The organism is Arthrobacter sp. NPDC093125 (assembly GCF_044754225.1).
Classification (GTDB): domain Bacteria; phylum Actinomycetota; class Actinomycetes; order Actinomycetales; family Micrococcaceae; genus Arthrobacter.
Genome location: NZ_JBIVOQ010000018.1, coordinates 41,268 through 63,364 on the forward strand (window position 1 = coordinate 41,268; position 22,097 = coordinate 63,364).

Genomic DNA, 22,097 nt, shown 5'->3' on the forward strand with positions numbered 1-22,097 from the left:
GGTGTTGACCTATGACACTAACCGACAGGACCAAACTCTCCAGCGGTCCAACGCACCTCAGTCAGAGCCTGTTGACGTCCGTCACCCGGACGACGGCGGTGCCGGTTTCGTCGGACGCGGCAAGGTCGACCTCCGCGGAGATGCCCCAGTCGTGGTTGCCGGCGGGGTCATCGAAGATCTGCCGGACTTTCCACACGCCGGGTTCCTCAGCGATGATGAGCAGCCCAGGCCCCCGGGCGTCGGGCCCGGTGCCGATGTCGTCATGTTCGTCGAAGTAGTCGTCCAGCACGTCTTCCCAGCGGTCCGCGTCCCAGCCGCTATCGCCGTCGAGCTCCCCGAGAGCAGTGGCGTCCTCCTCCGCGAACAGCTCCACGCGCCGGAACATCTCGTTCCGGACCATGACACGGAAGGCCCGGATGTTGGAGGTCAGCGACGGAGGCGGCGGTGGCGGCGCGTCGTGCGGTGTTGGCGCCGCGCCGGAGGTCAGCTCCTCCCATTCATCGAGGAGGCTGGAGTCGACCTGGCGGACCAGTTCGCCGAGCCAGGCGATGAGGTCCTCCAGGTCCTCGCGGAGGGCATCCTGGGGCACGGTCTGGCGCAGCGCCTTGAACCCGTCGGCCAGGTACCTCAGCACGATGCCCTCGGAACGCGCCAGTCCGTAGAACTGGACGAACTCGCCAAAGTTCATGGCCCGTTCGTACATGTCGCGGATGATCGACTTGGGCGCCAGTTCAAAGTCGCCGATCCACGGCGCTGCCCTACGGTAGACCTCGAAGGCCTCGCCGAGGATCTCCGCGAGTGGCTGCGGGTAGCTCACCTCGTCCAGCATCGCCATGCGCTGCTCGTATTCGATGCCGTCAGCCTTCATCGCCGCAATGGCCTCGCCGCGGGCCTTCTTCTGCTGGGCAGAGAGGATCTGCCGCGGCTTCTCCAGCGTGGCCTCAATGACCGAGACGACGTCGAGCGCATACGACGGCGACTCGGGATCCAGCAGCTCCAGCGCGGCCAGGGCGAAGGGGGAGAGCGGCTGGTTCAGTGCGAAGTTGGGCTGCAGGTGCACAGTGAGGCGGACTGTGCGGCCGTCGGGCCCCTGCTCAGACGGCGGGATGCGCTCGACAACCTCCGCGGCGAGCAGTTCGCGGTAGATGGCCAAGGCCTTCTTCATCAGCCGGAGCTGGGACGGGCGCGATTCGTGGTTCTCGGTGAGCAGCCGGCGCGCCGCCGCAAACGGATCGCCGGGCCGCTCCATGAGGTTCATCAGCATGGCATGGGTGACGGTGAAACTCGAGGTCAGGGGTTCCGGAACGGATTCCACCAGCCTCTTGTAGGTGGGCTCCCCCCAGGAAACAAAGCCTTCCGGCGGCTTCTTCTTCACCACCTGGCGCAATTTCTTCTGGTCATTGCCGAACTTCGCCGTGGCCTTGGCCATGGCGCGGACGTTCTCCACCACGTGCTCCGGCGCCTGCACCACCACCGTGCCGGCAGTGTCGTAGCCTGCCCGGCCGGCCCGTCCGGCGATCTGGTGGAATTCCCGTGAGTTGAGCAGGCGGGTGCGGACGCCGTCGTATTTGCTCAGCGCGGTGAGCAGCACGGTCCTGATGGGGACGTTGATGCCGACGCCGAGCGTGTCGGTGCCGCAGATGACCTTCAGGAGGCCTGCCTGTGCCAGCTGTTCCACGAGCCGCCGGTACTTGGGCAGCATGCCCGCGTGGTGGACGCCGATGCCGTGCCGGACCAGACGGTTGAGGGTCTTGCCGAAGCCCGCCGCGAAGCGGAAGTTGGCGATCAGCTCGGCGATCCGGTCCTTCTCTTCCCGGCTGCAGACGTTGATGCTCATCAGCGTCTGGGCGCGCTCGATGGCTTCGGCCTGGCTGAAGTGCACCACATAGACCGGCACCTGCTTGGTGGACAGCAGTTCCTCCAGCGTCTCGTGCACGGCGGTCTCGTGGTAGTAGTAATGCAGTGGAATGGGGCGCTCGGCGGAGCTGACGGTCGTAGTGGGCCGGCCGGTGAGCTTGGTCATGCCCTCCTCGAAGCGGCTGACATCACCCAGGGTTGCGGACATCAGCAGGAACTGGGCCTGGGGCAGTTCGAGCAGGGGCACCTGCCATGCCCAGCCGCGTTGGGGATCCGAGTAGAAGTGGAACTCGTCCATGATGACGGAGCCAAGATCGGCGGCGGCACCTTCCCGCAGGGCGGTGTTGGCGAGGATCTCAGACGTGCAGCAGATGATCGGTGCGTCCTGGTTGACCCCGGAATCGCCGGTGATCATGCCCACGTTCTCCGCGCCGAAAATCTCGCAGAGGGCGAAGAACTTTTCCGACACAAGCGCCTTGATCGGGGCTGTGTAGTAGCTGCGTTCGCCGCGTGCCATGGCTTGGAAGTGCGCTGCGATGGCCACGAGTGACTTGCCTGACCCCGTGGGCGTCGCCAGGATCACGTTGGCGCCGGAAGCAAGCTCCATGATCGCCTCGTCCTGGGCGGCATACAGTTCAAGCCCCCGGCTTTCGGTCCACTCCAGGAAGCGCATGTAGAGGGAATCCGGGTCTGCCTCCGCCGCTGCTGTCCGTGCGGCCGGGGCGGGGAGCTGTTCAACGAGTTTCATTGCTTTCCAGCTTAGTGCCGTATGCCTGAGGGGCGTGCTTTCATCCGGGGGCGGCGTTAGGCTCGCGTTGGTTGGCCCTTTAGGGCAGCTGCAGGTCGGCAGACACGGCCTGCCCGCAGTTGTCCCCTGGAGGCTTTTGTGAAATGGGATCCCGCCAAGTACGTGCAGTTCGGCGACCACCGGCGGCGGCCGTTCTTTGACCTGACGGCCCGAATCGACGCAGCAACCCCGCGTGAGGTGGTTGATCTTGGGTGCGGTCCGGGAAACCTGACTGCCACCCTCGCGGAGCGCTGGCCGGAAGCGAAAGTGGTGGGCCTCGATTCCTCCGCAGAGATGCTGTCCAAGGCTGAAGCCCAGTCAGGATCTGTGGCGAATCTGGAGTTCCGGCTCGGGGACATCGCCGCCTGGACGCCGTCCGCCGAAACCGACGTGGTGGTGAGCAACGCCGCCCTGCAGTGGGTCCCGGAACACGTCGACCTGCTCCCGGCATGGCTGGCGGCACTCCGCCCGGGGGCGTGGTTCGCCCTCCAGGTGCCCGGCAACTTCACGTCCCCGTCCCACACCCTGATGCGCGAGCTCGCGGAATCCCCGGCCTGGGCAGAAAAGCTCAACGGCGTGCTCCGCCATGAGGATGCCGTCGCCGATGCAGCACGCTACCTCGAGATCATGCTGCGCGCCGGCTATGCGGTGGACGCCTGGGAAACCACCTACCTGCAGGTACTTCCCGGGGACAACGCGGTCCTCGAGTGGGTACGCGGGACGGCGCTGCGTCCCGTCCTTGCGGCCCTGCCGCCCGAGGACGGGAGCGAGTTCGAGCGGGTCTACGCGCAGCGGCTGGCCGGTGCGTATCCGTCTACCGAGTACGGCACCGTCTACCCGTTCCGCCGGATCTTCGTGGCGGGCCGGAAACTTTAGGGCGGGCCGGGCGGAAGCCGGGCGCGTCTTAGGCACCCTGAAGGGGGAGCTGTGAGGTAGCTTACAAGGACGAAGCGGTTGTGGGGCCCGGCGGTGAAGGCTCCTGTTCTGCACCAGCCATGAAGGAGGCGCCCGGTGCTCTTTCGGCTTATGCGCAGCTTCCTGTCTGAACACCGTGCCGCGGTGTGGGCCATCCTTGCGCTGCAGATGCTCCAGACCGCCGCCAACCTGATGCTGCCCACGCTGAACGCAAGCATCATTGACGACGGCATACTGGCCGGCCGTAGCGACGTGATCCTGGAGCTGGGTGGCTGGATGGCGGCGCTGTCCGTCGTCCAGGCGGGCACGGTGCTGGGCGCAGGTTACCTGGCCGCGGTCGTGGCAATGAAGCTCGGCCACCGGCTCCGGCGCAGCCTGTTCGCCCAGGTCCAGGCCATGTCCTCCCAGGAGGTCAACGGGTTCGGCGCCCCCAGCCTCGTTACCCGGGCCACGAATGACGTGCAGCAGATCCAGACCTTCGCTGTACTGGTGTTCACGATGCTGGCCGCCGCACCGGTCATGGGCATCGGCGGGATCGTCCTGGCTGTACAGCAGGACGCGGCCCTGTCCGCCGTCGTGATCGTGGTGGTGCCGCTGCTGGTGCTCATCATGGCACTGATTGTGCGGCGGCTGATTCCGCTGTACCGGCAGGGGCAGACGCTGATAGACGGCGTCACGCGGATCCTGCGTGAACAGATCATCGGTGCCGGCGTCATTCGTGCCTTCGTCCGGCAGGACCATGAGGCCGCCCGCTTCGCCGAGGCAAACCGGAAGCTGACCGGCAACAACCTGCAGTCGGCCCTGCTCGTGGCAGGAATGCTTCCTTTGATCATGATCGTGGTGAACCTGTCCTCTGTGGCCGTGGTCTGGTTCGGCGGGCACCTCATCGAGGCCGGGGACATGCAGGTGGGGGCGCTTTCCGCCTTCATCGCCTACATCCTGCAAATCCTGCTGGCCATCATGATGGCAATGTACGTCTTCATGACTGCTCCCCGGGCGGCCGTCTGCGCGGAGCGCATCCAGGAGGTGCTGGACGTGCAGCCCGCCATAGCGGGTGGTGACAAGCCCGCCGGCGGTTCACCTGCGGGCGCGCGGGGGCCCAATCCCGCTGAGTCCGATGCCGTGGGTTTTGATGCCGCCGGTTTTGATTCCGCCGACGGTGATACGACAGTCGAGTTCCGGAACGTCACCTTCGCCTATCCCGGGGCGGAAACCCCCGTCCTTGCCGGCATTTCCTTCACCGCCCGGCCTGGTTCCATCACTGCCATCATCGGCTCAACAGGCAGCGGAAAGTCCACGCTGCTGAACCTGCTGCCGCGCTTCGTGGATGCCGTCGACGGCGTGATCACCCTGGGCGGGCGGGACGTCCGCACCTTTGGGCTGAATGACCTCCGGCAGCGGATGGCGGTGGTGCCGCAGCACGCCTACCTCTTCTCCGGAACGGTGGCCGGGAACCTGCGCATGGCGGCCCCTGACGCCACGGAGGAGGAGCTGTGGCAGGCCCTCCGGCGGGCGCAGGCTGACGAATTCGTCCGCAGGCTCCCGAACGGCCTGAACGCCGCCATCGGACAGGGCGGTACCGGGCTTTCCGGAGGGCAGCGGCAGCGGCTCTGCATCGCGAGGGCCATTCTCCGCAAGGCGCAGCTGTTCCTGTTGGACGACAGTTTCTCGGCCCTGGACTACGCCACCGAAGCCAGTGTCCGTCACGCCCTGGCACCGGTCCTGGAGAAGGCCACCACGCTCGTCGTGGCCGAACGGATTGCCAGCATCATGGATGCGGGGCAGATTCTCGTCCTCGACGGTGGCCGCCTTGTGGCCCAGGGAACCCACGCCGAGCTCCTGAAGATCTCCCGGACATACCGTGAAATCGCAGAGTCCCAGCTCGAACTGAACCAGTTGCCATGAAGGACTCGGCTGCCATGAGGGCTGAACTGCCGTGAGGGGTGCACACGCAGCCGCACGGCCACCCCGGATGTTCCTTCCGGCGGCAGCACGTTTGATCGGGCTCCTGGCTCCGGTCAGGGGCAGGATGCTCGCCGCCATTGCAGCGACGTGCGCCTTCGCGGCCCTCAACGTCGCGGCGCCCAAGCTCCTCGGGGACGCCACGGACGTCGTGGTTGAGGCCTTCGTCGGCGGTGCCTTCGACCAGGGCAGGCTGGCAGGGCTGCTCCTGGTGGTGGCAGTGATGTACCTGGGAACGTCGCTGTTCAACTGGCTGCAGGGCATGCTGACGGCGAGCGCCGTGCAACGGCTCGTCTTTAACCTGAGGGCCGCCGTCGAAAACAAGGTGCACCGGCTACCCTCCTCGCACTTCCAGGAGCAGGCGCGCGGTGACGTGCTCAGCCGGGCGACCAACGACGTCGACAATATTTCCCAGGCGCTCAACCAGCTGCTCACGCAGATGATCACGGCCGTCCTGATGCTTTGCGGGTCACTGGCCATGATGCTGTGGATCTCACCGCTGCTGGCGGCCATAGCGCTGGTTTCCGTTCCGGTGTCCACACTCATCACCGTGATGATTGCCCGGAAGTCCCAGGCCTACTTCGCAGAGCAGTGGGCTTCGACGGGAACGCTTAACGCCCATATCGAGGAGTTTGTGACCGGACACGAAGTCATTAAGGCGTTCGGGCAGCAGGAAGCTGTTGCGGAGATTTTCGCGAACGGAAACGACCGCCTGGCCCGTACCGCAGCCAAGGCGCAGTACATGTCCGGGGCCGTGCAGCCCCTGATGGTGTTCATTGCGAACCTCAACTACGTGGCCGTTGCGGTGGTGGGCGCGCTTCAGGTGGCGGCGGGAGCCATGACCATCGGCGGCATCCAGGCGTTCATCCAGTTCAACCGGCTGTTCACCCAGCCCATGGGGCAGATCGGGGGCATGCTCACGCTGATGCAGTCGTGTGCGGCCTCCGCAGAACGCGTCTTTGCCCTGCTTGATTCGGAGGAGATCGCCGACCATCCGGCGGCCGGCCGTCCGGTGCCGGGCCGGACCGCTACGAAACGTGCCGCCACAGAACGTCCCGCTGCAGAACGTCCCGCTGTGGAACCTCTCGCTGTGGACGGGGCCCTTGAGCTCAACGGGCCGATCGAGTTCGAGGACGTGACGTTCGGCTACGTCCCGGACGCTCCAGCCGTCAGGGGCCTGACCTTCTCGGTCCAGCCCGGACAGACAGTGGCCATCGTGGGCCACACCGGGGCGGGCAAAACCACCGTGGTCAATCTGCTGATGCGCTTCTACGAGCTCGACTCCGGCCGCATCACGTTCGGCGGCACCGACATCGCGGAAGTGCCGCTGGACACGCTGCGCTCGCATTTCGGCGTCGTGCCGCAGGACGTCTGGCTCTTCAGCGGAACGATCAGGGAGAACATCGAATACGGGCGGCCCGGCGCAGCTGACGCAGAAATCATGGCCGCTGCCGAAGCCACCCATGTGGACCGCTTTGTCCGTGCCCTGCCGGCCGGATACGCCACACAGCTTGGCAACGGCGGCGATTCCCTGAGCCAGGGCCAGCAGCAGCTGATCACTATTGCACGCGCGGAGCTGGCCGGCCGCGCCGTCCTCATACTGGACGAGGCCACCAGCTCCGTGGATACGAGGACCGAGCTGCAGATCCGGCTGGCCATGAAGAAGCTGAGGCAGGGCAGAACCAGCTTCGTCATTGCCCACAGGTTGTCCACGATCCGTGACGCTGATCTAATCTTGGTCATGGATCACGGACGCCTCGTTGAACAGGGAACCCACCAGAGCCTGCTGAACGGCGGCGGATACTACACACGGCTGTACAACGCTCAGTTCCGCGGGCTCGGAGAGCCCGCCCTGTGAGTACCGGCCAGTCTTTCCCGGGGCGGTGGAAGCCCAACCACGGCAGCTCCGTGGCCCTCTATGAACAGCTCCGGCTCCACATCATCGAACAGGCGGACCAGGGGAACATCCCGCCGGGAACCCGGCTGCCTGCCGTCAGGAGCCTTGCCGAGGTCCTCGGTGTGGCTCCCCACACCGTGGCCAGGGCCTACAAGGAGCTTGAGGCTGCAGGGGTGGTGGCCACGAAGGGGCGGAACGGGACGGTCGTGTGCGCACGGGACGAACGCTGGGGGGCGCTCTCGGCTTCCGCTGCCGACTACGCCGCAGCGGCCAAGGCGCAGGGAGCGACGTTCGCGGAAGCGGTCCATCTGCTGGCGGCGGCCTACGATGCCGAATAGCCGGTGCAACTGCCGGCGCTTGCCGCGTGGGTGTTCGAAGAAGTTTTCGATTAGCATTGTATGGTGCCTAAAGCCGTAGCTGAAGAAACAGCCGTAGATACCCACTCCGCCGTCGTGCCACTGAACTCTGCGAAACCGGGGCGTCCGGACCTCTCCCGCCTCGTGGTCAAGGGCGCCAGGGAACACAACCTGCGCAACGTTGACCTTGATCTGCCCCGCGACGCCATGATCGTCTTCACCGGACTCTCCGGCTCAGGCAAGTCCTCCCTCGCCTTTGACACCATCTTCGCGGAGGGCCAGCGCCGCTACGTCGAATCGCTGTCGGCATACGCCCGCCAGTTCCTCGGACAGGTGGACAAGCCCGACGTCGACTTTATCGAGGGTCTTTCGCCGGCTGTGTCGATCGACCAAAAGTCGACGAGCAAGAACCCGCGGTCCACCGTCGGCACCATCACCGAGATCTACGACTACATGCGCCTGCTGTGGGCGCGTGTCGGACGCCCGCACTGCCCTGTCTGCGGCGAGCCGATCATCAAGCAGACCCCGCAGCAGATCGTGGACCAGCTACTGGAACTCGAGGACGGCACACGCTTCCAGATCCTGGCGCCGGTGGTGCGCGGACGCAAGGGTGAATTTGTCGAACTCTTCAAAGAGCTGACCGCAAAGGGCTACTCACGTGCCCGCGTGGACGGCGACCTCATCCAGCTCAGCGACCCGCCCAAGCTCGGCAAGCAGTTCAAGCACACCATCGAGGTGGTGGTGGACAGGCTCGTGGTGAAGGAGGGCATCCGCCAGCGGCTCACCGACTCCATCGAGACGGCGCTCGGGCTTGCCGAAGGCCGCGTGCTCGCCGATTTCGTGGACCTCGACGCGGACGACCCCGGCCGGCTGCGCGCGTTTTCCGAGAACCTCGCGTGCCCCAATGAGCACCCGCTGGCCATCGACGAAATCGAGCCGCGCTCGTTCTCGTTCAACAACCCGTTCGGTGCATGCTCGGCCTGCAGCGGAATCGGCAGCAAGCTCGAAGTCGATGAAGAGCTCATCGTCCCCAACCCCGAGCTTTCCCTCTCCGAAGGCGCCATTGCCCCCTGGTCCCTCGGCACCGCCACCACCGAATACTGGAACCGTCTGCTGGACGGGCTCGCCAAGGAGGTGGGCTTCTCCATGGACACCCCGTGGGAGAAGCTGCCGGCAGACGTCCGCCAGACTGTGCTGCACGGCAAGGACCACAAAGTGGTGGTGCAGTACCGCAACCGCTTCGGCCGGGAGCGCAAATACAGCACCGGCTTTGAGGGCGCCATCCAGTACGTGCACCGCAAGCACGGCGAGACGGACTCGGACTGGGCGCGTGACCGCTACGAGGAATACATGCGCCAGGTTCCCTGCCCGGCCTGCAACGGTGCCCGGCTCAACCCGGCGTCGCTCTCCGTTCTCATCAACGGCAAGTCCATTGCGGAGGTAGCCGCGCTGCCCATGCGGGAATGCGCCGAATTCCTCAACAATCTCGTGCTGACGGGCCGGGAGGCGCAGATCGCCCACCAGGTTCTCAAGGAGATCCAGGCCCGGCTCACCTTCCTGCTGGACGTCGGTCTGGAGTACCTGAACCTCGAACGCGCGTCGGCCACCCTCTCCGGCGGCGAGGCGCAGCGTATCCGGCTTGCCACCCAGATCGGCTCCGGCCTGGTGGGCGTGCTCTATGTCCTCGACGAACCCTCGATCGGGCTGCACCAGCGGGACAACCGCCGCCTCATCGAGACCCTCACCCGGCTCCGGGACATGGGCAACACCCTCATCGTGGTGGAGCACGATGAAGACACGATCCATGAAGCTGACTGGGTTGTGGACATCGGGCCCGGCGCGGGGGAGCACGGCGGCCAAGTGGTCCACTCCGGCTCCTACAAGGCACTGCTCGAGAACAGCGCGTCCCTTACCGGGGACTACCTCTCCGGCCGCAAGAAGATCGATATTCCCAAGAAGCGGCGCAAGTACGACAAGAAGCGCGAACTGAAGGTTGTCGGAGCCCGGGAGAACAACCTCCTCAACGTCGACGCCGCCTTCCCGCTGGGCCTCTTCACCGCAGTCACCGGCGTGAGCGGTTCCGGCAAGTCGACCCTCGTCAACGAGATCCTCTACAAGGTGCTGGCCAACAAGCTCAACGGGGCCAAGCAAGTGGCCGGCAGGCACCGCACCATCCAGGGGCTGGAGCATCTGGACAAGGTGGTCCATGTGGACCAGAGCCCGATCGGGCGCACCCCGCGCTCCAACCCGGCCACCTACACGGGCGTCTTTGACAACATCCGTAAGCTCTTCGCGGAGACCACGGAAGCCAAGGTCCGCGGCTACATGCCCGGACGGTTCTCCTTCAACGTCAAGGGCGGGCGGTGCGAGGCCTGTTCCGGCGATGGCACCCTGAAGATCGAGATGAACTTCCTTCCGGACGTGTATGTGCCATGCGAGGTCTGCCACGGTGCACGGTACAACCGGGAAACGCTCGAAGTGCATTACAAGGGCAAGACCATCGCGGACGTGTTGAACATGCCCATTGAGGAAGCCGCAGAATTCTTCTCGGCCTTCTCGCCCATCGCCCGCCACCTCAACACGCTGGTGGACGTCGGCCTCGGATACGTCCGCCTCGGTCAGCCCGCCACTACGCTCTCCGGCGGCGAGGCCCAGCGCGTGAAGCTCGCGTCCGAACTGCAAAAGCGTTCCAACGGGCGCAGCGTCTACGTCCTGGATGAGCCCACCACAGGGCTGCACTTCGAAGACATCCGGAAGCTGCTGCTGGTGCTCCAGGGCCTGGTGGACAAGGGCAACACCGTGATCACCATCGAGCACAACCTGGACGTCATCAAGAGTGCGGACTGGATCGTTGACCTCGGTCCCGACGGCGGCTCCGGCGGCGGGCGGATCGTGGCGTCGGGCACGCCGGAGCAGCTGGCCAAGTCCAAGGAAAGCCACACCGCAACCTTCCTGGCCGAAATCCTCAGCTAGGAAAGCAGCAGCAGGCGCGGGTCGGGATCTCCACGACCGCCGCCACCGCCGGGGACGCATGCCGTGCGGGGAAGTATTCCCCGCGCGGCATGTCAGTTTGTGCAAAAGTGCACTCATGAGAAACTAAGCCGGTGACTTCAACAACAGTGCCCGTGATCTTCGACCTGGACGGCACTCTTGTCGATCCGAATGGCGGCATAACCGACGGAATTGCCGCGGCCCTCAGGGAGTTCGGACTTCCTGTCCCACCCCAGGAGCTGCTCGACGCGATGGTTGGGCCGAAGCTGAGCGACTCACTGCTGACTGTGGCCGCCGTTCCTCCCGCCATGCTGGAGAACGTGATACGCAGCTACCGGATGCGCTACCTTGATACCGGCATCGCCCAGAGCCGCCTGTATCCGGGAATCCTGGAGCTGCTGGACAGCTTCGCCGCGGAGGGCAGGCCGGTGGCAGTGGCCACGCAAAAGCCGGAAAATCTCGCGCCCCTCGTCCTCCAGCACCACAAGATCCTGGACCGCTTCGTGTCGGTCCAGGGTTCTGCTGTGAACGAAGCCGCCCCGGCTGCCGGACGGGTCGGCAAGACCGGCATCATCGCAGCCGCAATGGCGGACCTGCGCACGCAGCACGCAATGATGGTGGGGGACCGCGCACAGGACGTCGCCGGCGCAATCGCCAACGGCATCGACTGCATCGGCGTTCGGTGGGGTTTCGCCCCCGACGGCGAGCTCGAAGACGCAGGTGCCGTGGCTGTGGTCGATGACGCCCCGGCGCTGCGCACCACGGTCGAGCAGCTGGAGTCAGTCCGGACAGCAGCGTTGAGCGAGGTGCGCAACGATGGAACTGTTTGACGGCATCCGGTGGACCACCCGCGGGCTTATCTCGGGATCGTGCAGGCCCACGGTCATCGGCCTGGAGAACGTGCCGAAGGAGGGCCCGTTCATCGTGGCCCCCAACCACCTGTCCTTCCTGGACAGCGTCATTGTCCAGGCACTGATGCCGCGCCCTGTCGCCTTCTTTGCCAAGGCTGAATACTTCACCACCAAAGGCGTCAAAGGCCGGATCATGAAGTCGTTCTTTGAAGCCGTCGGATCCATCCCTGTGGAACGCGGGGAGCAGGCCGCCAGCGTGCAGGCACTGAAGACTTTGCTGGACATCCTCGAGGACGGCAGGGGCATCGGCATCTACCCCGAGGGAACCCGCTCCCGGGACGGGATCCTTTACCGCGGCCGGACCGGCGTCGGCTGGCTCGCCCTGACCACGGGCGCCCCGGTCATTCCCGTCGGCCTCATCGGCACGGAAAAGCTGCAGCCCGCCGGCCGCAACGCCGTGAAGCCGCAGCATTTCACCATGAAGGTGGGCGAGCCCCTGTACTTCGAGAAAACCGGCCCGGACCACTCGCTGCCGGCTCGGCGGCAAGTGACTGACCGGATCATGGACGCCATCGCGGAACTCAGCGGGCAGGAACGCTCCACCAGTTACAACCAGAGCAAGGTCCTCGAGTAGGCACCTGGCCGGCCCTGGCCGCCAGTAGGCCACTGGCAAACGCCGGGCCGCCGGCTCAGTAGACTGGAACTGTGGCAGATCTAGCAAGTTACCGCCCTAAGACGGGTGAAATTCCAACCAACCCGGGCGTTTACAGGTTCCGCGATCCCCACGGCCGGGTCATCTACGTGGGCAAGGCCAAAAACCTGCGCTCCCGCCTGAACTCGTACTTTTCCAACCCTGCGGGCCTGTTGCCCAAGACCCACGCGATGGTCTACGCGGCCAGCAGCGTCGAGTGGACCGTGGTGGGCAGCGAGCTGGAATCGCTGCAGCTGGAATACACCTGGATCAAGGAATTCAAGCCGCGGTTCAACGTCGTTTTCCGGGATGACAAGACGTACCCGTACCTCGCCGTCACGATGGGGGAGAAGCTGCCCCGCGTGCAGGTCATGCGCGGCGAACGCCGCAAGGGCACACGCTACTTCGGCCCTTACACCGCGGGGGCCATCCGGGAAACCATGGACACCCTGCTGCGGGTCTTTCCCGTCCGCAGCTGCAGCGCCGGTGTCCTCAAGCGTGCCCAGGCCAGCGGCAGGCCCTGCCTGCTCGGCTACATCGATAAATGCTCCGCTCCCTGTGTCGGCCGGGTCACGCCCGAGGAGCACCGGGCGCTGGCGGAGGACTTCTGCGCCTTCATGGGCGGAGAGGCCAAGCGCTTCATCGCGCGGCTCGAGAAGGACATGGCCGCGGCCGTAGCCGAACTGGACTACGAACGCGCGGCCAGGATCCGCGACGATATCACTGCCCTCCGCAAGGTCTTTGAACGTAATGCCGTGGTGCTGGCGGAGGACACCGACGCGGATGTCTTCGCGCTGCACGAAGACGAGCTCGAAGCCGCCGTCCAGGTGTTCCACGTCCGGGGCGGCCGGATCAGGGGCCAGCGCGGCTGGGTGGTCGAAAAGGTCGAGGACTTCACCACCCCGGACCTCGTCGAACACCTGCTGCAGCAGGTCTACGGCGAAGATGCGGAAGTCCAGGGCAGGCTTCCCCGCGAAGTGCTCGTTCCCGTGGAGCCGAGCAACGCGGCCGACCTGGCAGTGTGGCTTGGCGGCCTGCGCGGCGCAAAGGTGGATATCCGCGTGCCGCAGCGCGGCGACAAGGCTGCCCTCATGTCCACCGTCCGCGAAAACGCGGAACACGCCCTCAAACTGCATAAGACCAGGCGTGCCGGCGACCTCACCGTGCGGTCGCAGGCCCTCCAGGAACTGCAGGAGGCCCTGGACCTCCCCGTCCCGCTGCTGCGGATCGAGTGCTACGACGTCTCGCACGTCCAGGGAACCAACGTGGTGGCGTCCATGGTGGTGGTCGAGGACGGGCTGCCCAAGAAGTCCGACTACCGGAAGTTCTCCATCACCGGTGCTGCGGCAACCGATGACACAGCCGCGATGCACGATGTCCTCACGCGGCGCTTCCGGTACTACCTCACGGATAAAACCGCGCAGGTGGAGGTTTCCGAGCTGGTGCCGGCAGGCGGCGTCGCGGTTGGCCAACAAACAACCGGCCCCGATACAACAGGCACCAGCGCAACGGGCACCAGCCCAGCTGTGGCGCTGCAGGACACCACCACCCCGGCACCCCGCGCCAAATTTGCCTATCCGCCCAACCTGGTGGTGGTGGACGGCGGAAAACCCCAGGTCAACGCGGCCGCCCGCGCCCTCGCCGACCTGGGCGTGGATGACGTCTACGTGGTGGGCCTGGCGAAACGGCTCGAGGAAGTGTGGCTGCCGGACAGTGACTTCCCCGTCATCCTGCCCCGTTCCTCCCAGGGCCTGTACATGCTGCAGCGCATCCGGGACGAGGCGCACCGCTTTGCCATCTCGTTCCACCGCCAAAAGCGCGGCAAGGCGATGACCGTCTCCGCCCTCGACGCCGTTCCGGGCCTGGGAGCGTCGAAGCGCAAGGCGCTGCTCGCACACTTTGGCTCGGTGAAGAAGATCAAAGCGGCGACAGCTGAGGAACTGACGGAGGCCAAAGGCATAGGACCGGCGCTGGCGGCGGCCATCGTCGCCCACTTCAGTGCCGACGGCGCCGGCGCGGGCTCCGCTGACGCCCTGCCCGCCATCAACATGACCACCGGCGAAGTGCTCGAAACTTAACCAGCGTCCCGATTCTTAGCTAGGGTAAGTACGGAAATCTTGCCGCGGGCAGGGAGTGTGCGCACGCACACGGCAAGCAAAAGCAGAAATGGGGCTGGAATTGATGGCAGAGCCGACGGCAGGAACCGGCCTAGACGAGGACGGCCTCACGCCAGTCAAGCCAGTCGAGGCGGAACTGCTCGTGGTCACGGGCATGTCCGGTGCCGGGCGCAGCACCGCGTCAGACGCGCTGGAAGACCACGGCTGGTACGTCGTCGAAAACCTGCCGCCGCAGATGCTCGGAACGCTGGCCGAGCTGGTGTCCCATGCACCGCAGTCGATCCCGCGGCTCGCCGTCGTGGTGGACGTGCGGAGCAAGGGGCTGTTCGCGGATATCCGCGCCGCCCTTCACGCCCTCGCGGCCAGCGGCGTCACTTTCCGGGTGCTGTTCCTTGACGCGAGCGACGACGTCCTGGTCCGCCGCTTCGAGCAGGGCAGGCGGCCGCATCCGCTGCAGGGCGGCGGCCGGATCCTGGACGGCATTGCGGCTGAACGCGAGCTGCTGAAGGAGCTGCGGGATTCCGCCGACGTCGTCCTGGACACGTCGGCGTTCAATGTCCACGGCCTTGCCACCGCCATCACCGAGCTCTTCACCGAGACCGGCCCTGTTGCCCTGCGCCTGAACATCATGAGCTTCGGCTTCAAATACGGACTGCCGGTTGATGCGAATTATGTGGCGGACGTCCGGTTCATCCCCAACCCCCACTGGGTGCCCAAGCTTCGGCCCCACACCGGTCTTGACCAGGACGTGAGCGACTACGTCCTGGAGGCGGAAGGCGTCCCGGACTTCGTGGAACGCTACGTCATGGCGCTCGAGCCTGTCCTTGACGGATACCGCCGGGAAAACAAGCACTACGCCACCATTGCCGTCGGCTGCACCGGCGGCAAACACCGGTCGGTGGCGGTCGCCGTCGAGCTTTCCAAGAAACTGGCTCAGTACCCGCGCGTCACGGTGACCACCACCCACCGGGATCTGGGCCGCGAATAATGGGAGTGCTCACCGGCCCGCTGCCCCTTATTCCGCCGTCGGGCCTGACAGGCTCCCAGCAAAACAAAGGCCCCACGGTTGTGGCCCTCGGCGGAGGGCACGGGCTTTCAGCGTCGCTTTCGGCGCTGCGGCTGCTGACGTCAGAACTTACCGCCGTGGTCACCGTGGCGGACGACGGCGGATCCTCCGGCCGCCTGCGCGAGGAGTACGGCGTCCTGCCGCCGGGCGATCTCCGCATGGCCCTTTCGGCGCTGTGCGACGACACCGACTGGGGCCGCACCTGGCGTGATGTCATGCAGCACCGTTTCCGGTCCGCGCCCGGCGGGGGTTCCCTGGACGACCATGCCATGGGCAACCTGCTGATCGTCACGCTCTGGGAGCTCCTGGGCGATGCCGTGGCCGGGCTGAAGTGGGCCGGCGCGCTGCTTGGGGCACGCGGCCAGGTGCTGCCGATGTCCACCATGCCGCTCACCATCGAGGGCGATGTGCGCGTCACCGCCCCGGACGGGAGCAGTACCGTCACCACCATCAAGGGCCAGGCGCGCTGCGCCGTGGCCGGCTCGCTCGAAAGCGTGCGGCTCCTGCCGGAACACGCGCCGGCCTGTGTGGAGGCGCTCTCGGCGATCGAACTCGCCGACTGGGTAATCCTGGGCCCCGGGTCCTGGTACACGTCAGTGCTGCCGCACCTGCTGCTGCCCGAGATGCGGCAGGCCCTGTGTGACACCCCGGCCAAGCGCTGCCTCACGATGAACCTCGCGATGGACACCAAGGAAACGTCCGGCATGTCCGCCGCCGACCACCTGCATGTCCTGCGAGGCTACGCGCCCGACTTCAGTGCTGACGTCGTGCTGGCCGACCCCGCGTCCGTGTCGGACGTGAAGGAGTTCGAGCGGGCGGCCGGGATGATCGGAGCCGAGGTCGTCTTCGGTAAAGTAGGGGCTTCGGGTCGGCGTCCCGTCCACGACCCCCTGCGGCTGGCAACGGCCTACCAGGACATTTTCGGGAACAGTTAGGAAGGTGCCATGGCACTGACAGCATCAGTCAAGGAAGAACTGTCCCGCCTGGACATTAAGAAGTCCTCCGTCCGCAAGGCCGAGGTTTCAGCCATGCTCCGCTTCGCCGGGGGGCTCCACATCATCTCCGGCCGGATTGTCATCGAAGCCGAGGTGGACCTGGCAGCCACGGCGCGGCGCCTGCGCGCGGCCATCGCCGAGGTCTACGGGCACCAGAGCGAGATCATCGTGGTTTCCGGCAGCGGGCTGCGGCGCGGCAGCCGCTACGTGGTACGGGTTGTCCGCGACGGCGAGGCGCTGGCGCGCCAGACCGGCCTCCTGGACTCCCGGGGACGCCCCGTGCGCGGTCTTCCCTCCGTGGTGGTCAACGGCTCCGCCGCCGACGCCGAGGCTGTCTGGCGCGGCGCATTCCTGGCCCACGGCTCCCTCACCGAACCGGGCAGGTCCTCCTCCATGGAAGTCACGTGCCCCGGCCCCGAATCCGCCCTGGCCCTCGTCGGGGCCGCCCGCCGGCTCGGCATCCAGGCCAAGGCGCGTGAAGTCAGGGGAGTGGACCGCGTGGTGATCCGCGACGGAGACACCATCGCCGCGCTCCTGACGCGGATGGGCGCCCACGATGCGCTCATGGTGTGGGAGGAACGGCGGATGCGCAAAGAGGTGCGGGCCACCGCCAACCGTCTCGCCAACTTCGATGACGCCAACCTCCGCCGTTCGGCACAGGCGGCAGTCGCCGCAGGCGCCCGCGTTGACCGGGCGCTCGAGATCCTCGGCGACGACGTCCCCGACCACCTCAAGTACGCCGGGGAACTCCGCGTGGCCCACAAGCAGGCCAGCCTTGACGAACTCGGTCGCCTCGCGGACCCGCCCATGACCAAGGACGCAATCGCCGGCCGCATCCGCCGGCTGCTGGCCATGGCGGACAAACGCGCCGCCGACCTCGGCATCCCCGGCACGGATGCCAATGTGACGCCGGAAATGCTGGACGAGTAGCGGGCGCCCATAGAATCAAGACCAGATGGTGGACTAACCTGCGCAGCGGGCATTCCGGCCGCGAGGCAGCACGGTTCCGCCATTGAAATCTTCCGGGTGACGAGTCATCCGGATGCACAATCCGAGAGTTACCAACCGGACAAACTGTCCACGACATTGGAGGATTTTGTGACCGAGTACGTTCTGCCCGAACTCAAGTACGACTACGCAGCGCTGGAGCCCCACATCTCCGCAAGGATCATGGAGCTGCACCACAGCAAGCACCACGCAGCCTACGTCACGGGTGCCAATAACGCGCTGGCCCAGATGGCTGAGGCCCGCGAGAAGGGCGACTTCGCCAACATCAACCGCCTCTCGAAGGATCTGGCCTTCCACACCGGCGGCCACGTCAACCACTCCGTGTTCTGGAACAACCTCTCCCCGGACGGCGGCGACAAGCCCGAAGGCGAGCTGGCTGCAGCAATTGACGACGCCTTCGGCTCGTTCGACGCTTTCCGTGCCCAGTTCTCCGCAGCCGCCCTCGGCCTGCAGGGTTCCGGCTGGGGCTTCCTGGCCTACGAGCCCATCGGCGGCAACCTTGTCATTGAGCAGCTCTACGACCAGCAGGGCAACACTGCGCTGGGCACCACCCCGCTGCTGATGCTGGACATGTGGGAGCACGCCTTCTACCTGGACTACGTCAACGTCAAGGCTGACTACGTCAAGGCATTCTGGAACATCGTGAACTGGGCCGACGTCGCTCAGCGATTCGCCGCCGCACGCGCCAACGCCACCGGTTTGATCACGCTCTAGAGGCGTGAGGTGCGCTGCACGCACGTGTAACAAACTTCACATTGGGCCTCTTTAGGGCCGAATTGTGGACGGTCCGCCCCCGCACTTGCGGGGGCGGACCTTCTTAAACGTAAGATGGATCACGGAAGGCGGTTAGCCTTCAGCAATGAGGCTGGTCGCCCTCCGATCTGGTAATCATCTCTGCCCAATGGCGTGCGGGATCTGTTAGTTGGCTTGAACGCCCGCTCAACTAATGTGCTTTATCAAGCACCAAGGAGACTGAAAAAGTGACCACCCGTATTGGTATCAACGGCTTTGGCCGCATTGGCCGTAACTACTTCCGCGCAGCGCTTGCCCAGGGTGCGGACCTCGAGATCGTTGCCGTCAACGACCTCACCAGCCCCGAGGCACTGGCCCACCTGCTGAAGTACGACTCCGTCGGCGGCCGCCTGGCTGAAACCATTGAGGTCAAAGAGGGCAACCTGGTCGTCAACGGCAACGCCATCAAGGTGCTTGCCGAACGTGATCCCGCAAACCTGCCTTGGGCCGACCTGGGCGTGGACATCGTCATCGAGTCCACCGGCTTCTTCACCAAGGCTGCAGCAGCCAAGAAGCACATCGAGGCGGGCGCCAAGAAGGTCCTGATCTCCGCTCCCGCCTCCGACGAGGACATCACCATCGTGATGGGCGTGAATGACGGGCTATACGATCCCGAAAACCACCACATCATTTCCAACGCCTCCTGCACCACCAACTGCCTCGGCCCCCTGGCCAAGGTTGTTAACGAGGCCTTCGGCATCGAGCGTGGCCTGATGACCACCGTCCACGCCTACACCGCAGACCAGAACCTGCAGGACGGCCCGCACAACGACCTGCGCCGGGCACGCGCGGCCGCCATCAACATGGTCCCCACCTCCACCGGTGCCGCCAAGGCCATCGGACTGGTCCTGCCGGAGCTCAAGGGCAAGCTGGATGGCTACGCCATCCGCGTACCGGTCCCCACCGGCTCCGCCACCGACCTGACCGTCACCGTCTCGCGGGAGACCACGGTCGAGGAAGTCAACGCCGTGCTGAAGAAGGCTGCAGAGTCCGACGAATGGCAGGGCATCCTGACCTACACGGACGCTCCGATCGTCTCCTCCGACATCGTCGGCGACCCCGCCTCGTCCATCTTTGACTCCGGTTTGACCAAGGTCATCGGCAACCAGGTCAAGGTTGTTTCCTGGTATGACAACGAATGGGGCTACTCCAACCGTCTGGTGGACCTCACGGAGCTCGTGGCTGCAAAGCTGGGCTAGGGTTAGCTACATGACATTTCACACCCTCAACGAACTGATCGCTGAAGGTGTCCGCGGGCGGTACATTCTGGTTCGAAGTGACCTGAATGTGCCGCTCGACGGCTCTACAGTGACTGACGACGGCCGCATCAAGGCCTCACTGCCAGTGCTGGGAAAGCTCACGGACGCCGGTGCCCGCGTGCTGGTAACAGCCCACCTCGGACGCCCCAAGGGCGCTCCGGAGGAGAAGTACTCGCTCAAGCCCGCCGTCTCCCGGCTGGCTGAGCTTGCCCCGTTCCCCGTCACGCTCGCCGAGGACACGGTAGGCACCTCGGCGAAGGAGCTCGCCTCCGGCCTGCAGGACGGCCAGGCCCTGGTGCTTGAGAACGTCCGCTTCGACGCCCGTGAAACCAGCAAGGACGACGCCGAGCGCACCGCCTTCGCTGATGAACTGGTCGCCCTGACCGGGGACAGCGGTGCCTTCGTGGATGACGCATTCGGCGCCGTGCACCGCAAGCACGCCAGCGTGTACGACGTCGCCACCCGGCTGCCGTCCTACCTTGGCGATCTCGTCGGCACCGAGGTGGAGGTTCTCCGCAAGCTGACGGCGGACACCCAGCGTCCGTACGTCGTGGTCCTCGGCGGCTCCAAGGTCTCCGACAAGCTCGCCGTCATCGACAACCTCCTCGGCAAGGCCGACACCATCCTGGTGGGCGGCGGCATGCTCTTCACCTTCCTTGCAGCAGCCGGGCACAAGGTGGCAGGCAGCCTGCTGGAAGAGGACCAGATCCCGGTCGTCCAGGATTACCTCAAGCGCGCTGCCGACGCCGGCACCGAATTCGTCATCCCCACCGACGTGGTGGTGGCAGCCAAGTTCGCTGCCGACGCGGATCACGAGACGGTGGCCGCCGAGGCCATCGAAAGCAGCAGCTTCGGTGCGCAGGGCATTGGGCTCGACATCGGCCCCGACTCCGCCAAGGCTTTCGCCGAGCGGATCAAGGCTGCCAAGACGGTCTTCTGGAACGGACCCATGGGAGTCTTCGAATTCGAAGCATTCTCTGCCGGCACCCGCGCCGTGGCCCAGGCCCTCACCGAGACGGAAGCTTTCACCGTCGTCGGCGGCGGCGACTCGGCCGCAGCAGTCCGGACCCTCGGCTTCGCCGATGACCAGTTCGGGCACATTTCCACCGGTGGCGGCGCCAGCCTGGAATACCTTGAAGGCAAGGAACTCCCGGGCCTGAGCGTTCTGGACCGCTAATCACTCTCCGCCGGCAGGGCGCCTGAACCACAGGTATCGGGCGCCCTGCCGGCTGTTTCACCTGACAAAGCACATCTGAGCTGCACCCTTTGGAGAACACGTGACAACGTCAACTAACGGCACCTTCGACCGCACACCACTGATCGCGGGCAACTGGAAGATGAACATGGACCACGTCCAGGGCATCACCCTGCTGCAGAAGCTGGCCTGGACCCTGTCCGACGCCAACCACGACTACAGCCGCGTTGAAGTGGCTGTCTTCCCGCCTTTCACGGACCTTCGCGGCGTCCAGACGCTTGTCCAGGGTGATGACCTTGACGTCGCCTACGGTGCCCAGGACCTGTCGCAGTTCGACTCCGGCGCCTACACCGGGGACATCTCCGGCCAGTTCCTCAGCAAGCTCGGATGCAAGTACGTGCTGGTGGGCCACAGCGAACGCCGCACCATCCACAACGAGTCGGACGACGTGCTCAACGCCAAGGTCAAGGCCGCCTTCCGCCACGGCGTCACCCCGGTGCTGTGCGTCGGCGAGGGCCTCGAGATCCGCCAGGCCGGAACCCACGTGCAGCACACCCTCGACCAGCTCCGCGCGAATGTTGCCGGACTCGACCCCGAGCAGGCCGGCGAACTCGTGGTTGCCTACGAGCCCGTCTGGGCCATCGGAACCGGTGAAGTTGCCGGACCGGAAGACGCCCAGGAAATGTGCGCTGCCATCCGGGCCGAGCTGACCGAGCTGTTCAGCGCCGATGTCGCAGCCAAGGTCCGGCTGCTGTACGGCGGTTCGGTGAAGGCCAACAACGTTGCCGCCATCTTGCAGGAGCGCGACGTCGACGGCGTGTTGGTCGGTGGCGCGAGCCTCGACCCGGCAGAATTTGCTAATATTGTCAGGTTCGAGAGCCACCTGGTGACCGACTAGCCAGTCAGACCTGCCAGGCTCCCGCATTCCCAATCTTCTGAAAGGCCGTCGTGGACGTTCTTCATGTCATTCTGCAGATCCTCCTGGGCGTCACCAGTCTCCTGCTGACCCTGCTCATCCTGCTCCACAAGGGACGTGGCGGCGGTCTGTCGGACATGTTCGGCGGCGGCATGAGCTCCGGCCTGAGCTCTTCGGGTGTCGCTGAAAAGAACCTGAACAGGTTCACCGTCATTCTCGGCATCACCTGGGGCGCCGTTATCATCGCCCTCGGCCTGCTCATGAGGTTCACCGGCGTAGCCGACTCCTAGCCGCCCCCCGGCTCTGAACAGCCGGTACTCAAGCACGACGGCGGCCGGTCACCTTCCCAGCGAAGGTGACCGGCCGCCGTCGTACTTGCATTCAACCGTCTTCTGGACGCGGTCCTTCCGCACTAAACTGTGGCTGTTGATTCGTATCAGCC

17 protein-coding genes are annotated in these 22,097 nt (G+C 65.6%); 16 read left to right on the top strand and 1 reads right to left on the bottom strand.

Features of this window, described 5'->3' with window-relative positions:
• Positions 1-61: 61 nt before the first annotated feature.
• Entirely contained in the window at positions 62-2,605 is a 2,544-nt protein-coding gene (locus tag ACIP9X_RS20535; RefSeq protein ID WP_400481592.1) for a DEAD/DEAH box helicase, read from the bottom strand.
• A 138-nt stretch (positions 2,606-2,743) separates the two neighbouring features.
• On the opposite strand from ACIP9X_RS20535, the gene ACIP9X_RS20540 reads away from it, so the two are divergent.
• From ACIP9X_RS20540 to secG, 16 genes are all read left to right on the top strand, one after another.
• Entirely contained in the window at positions 2,744-3,520 is a 777-nt protein-coding gene (locus tag ACIP9X_RS20540) for a trans-aconitate 2-methyltransferase (protein ID WP_400481593.1), read from the top strand.
• 150 nt (positions 3,521-3,670) lie between these two features.
• Positions 3,671-5,464 carry an ABC transporter ATP-binding protein gene (locus ACIP9X_RS20545; protein ID WP_400481615.1) on the top strand — a complete coding sequence of 598 codons (1,794 nt, stop codon included), beginning with the start codon at positions 3,671-3,673 and terminating at the stop codon, positions 5,462-5,464.
• Between the two features lie 67 nt (positions 5,465-5,531).
• Positions 5,532-7,379 (top strand): ABC transporter ATP-binding protein, encoded by a 1,848-nt coding sequence (locus tag ACIP9X_RS20550; protein ID WP_400481616.1) that lies wholly within the window; start codon positions 5,532-5,534, stop codon positions 7,377-7,379.
• Complete coding sequence (locus tag ACIP9X_RS20555) at positions 7,376-7,756, top strand: GntR family transcriptional regulator (protein WP_400481594.1); 381 nt, start codon at positions 7,376-7,378, stop codon at positions 7,754-7,756. Before ACIP9X_RS20550 ends, ACIP9X_RS20555 begins: the two co-directional genes overlap by 4 nt.
• Before the next feature lie 63 nt (positions 7,757-7,819).
• Positions 7,820-10,747, top strand: a complete 2,928-nt coding sequence (gene uvrA / locus ACIP9X_RS20560; RefSeq protein ID WP_400481595.1) for an excinuclease ABC subunit UvrA — start codon at positions 7,820-7,822, stop codon at positions 10,745-10,747.
• 131 nt (positions 10,748-10,878) lie between these two features.
• Complete coding sequence (locus ACIP9X_RS20565) at positions 10,879-11,595, top strand: HAD hydrolase-like protein (protein WP_400481596.1); 717 nt, start codon at positions 10,879-10,881, stop codon at positions 11,593-11,595.
• Positions 11,582-12,250 (top strand): lysophospholipid acyltransferase family protein, encoded by a 669-nt coding sequence (locus ACIP9X_RS20570; protein ID WP_400481597.1) that lies wholly within the window; start codon positions 11,582-11,584, stop codon positions 12,248-12,250. Before ACIP9X_RS20565 ends, ACIP9X_RS20570 begins: the two co-directional genes overlap by 14 nt.
• A 71-nt stretch (positions 12,251-12,321) precedes the next feature.
• Complete coding sequence (uvrC, locus tag ACIP9X_RS20575; protein WP_400481598.1) at positions 12,322-14,385, top strand: excinuclease ABC subunit UvrC; 2,064 nt, start codon at positions 12,322-12,324, stop codon at positions 14,383-14,385.
• A gap of 103 nt (positions 14,386-14,488) precedes the next feature.
• Entirely contained in the window at positions 14,489-15,412 is a 924-nt protein-coding gene (rapZ, locus tag ACIP9X_RS20580; protein ID WP_400481599.1) for an RNase adapter RapZ, read from the top strand.
• A complete protein-coding gene (gene yvcK / locus ACIP9X_RS20585) occupies positions 15,412-16,425 on the top strand; it encodes a uridine diphosphate-N-acetylglucosamine-binding protein YvcK (protein ID WP_400481600.1) in 1,014 nt (337 codons plus the stop codon). Before rapZ ends, yvcK begins: the two co-directional genes overlap by 1 nt.
• Positions 16,426-16,434: 9 nt before the next feature.
• A complete protein-coding gene (whiA, locus tag ACIP9X_RS20590) occupies positions 16,435-17,415 on the top strand; it encodes a DNA-binding protein WhiA (protein WP_400481601.1) in 981 nt (326 codons plus the stop codon).
• A 168-nt stretch (positions 17,416-17,583) separates the two neighbouring features.
• On the top strand, positions 17,584-18,207 hold the full coding sequence (locus tag ACIP9X_RS20595) for a superoxide dismutase (RefSeq protein WP_400481602.1): 624 nt from the start codon (positions 17,584-17,586) through the stop codon (positions 18,205-18,207).
• Between the two features lie 266 nt (positions 18,208-18,473).
• Positions 18,474-19,484: a type I glyceraldehyde-3-phosphate dehydrogenase gene (gene gap / locus ACIP9X_RS20600; protein WP_400481603.1), complete on the top strand. Its 1,011-nt coding sequence runs from the start codon at positions 18,474-18,476 to the stop codon at positions 19,482-19,484.
• A 10-nt stretch (positions 19,485-19,494) separates the two neighbouring features.
• Positions 19,495-20,721 (top strand): phosphoglycerate kinase, encoded by a 1,227-nt coding sequence (locus ACIP9X_RS20605; RefSeq protein WP_400481604.1) that lies wholly within the window; start codon positions 19,495-19,497, stop codon positions 20,719-20,721.
• 100 nt (positions 20,722-20,821) lie between these two features.
• Positions 20,822-21,637: a triose-phosphate isomerase gene (gene tpiA, locus ACIP9X_RS20610; protein WP_400481605.1), complete on the top strand. Its 816-nt coding sequence runs from the start codon at positions 20,822-20,824 to the stop codon at positions 21,635-21,637.
• Positions 21,638-21,687: 50 nt separating this feature from the next.
• A complete protein-coding gene (gene secG / locus ACIP9X_RS20615; RefSeq protein WP_400481606.1) occupies positions 21,688-21,945 on the top strand; it encodes a preprotein translocase subunit SecG in 258 nt (85 codons plus the stop codon).
• Positions 21,946-22,097: the final 152 nt, after the last annotated feature.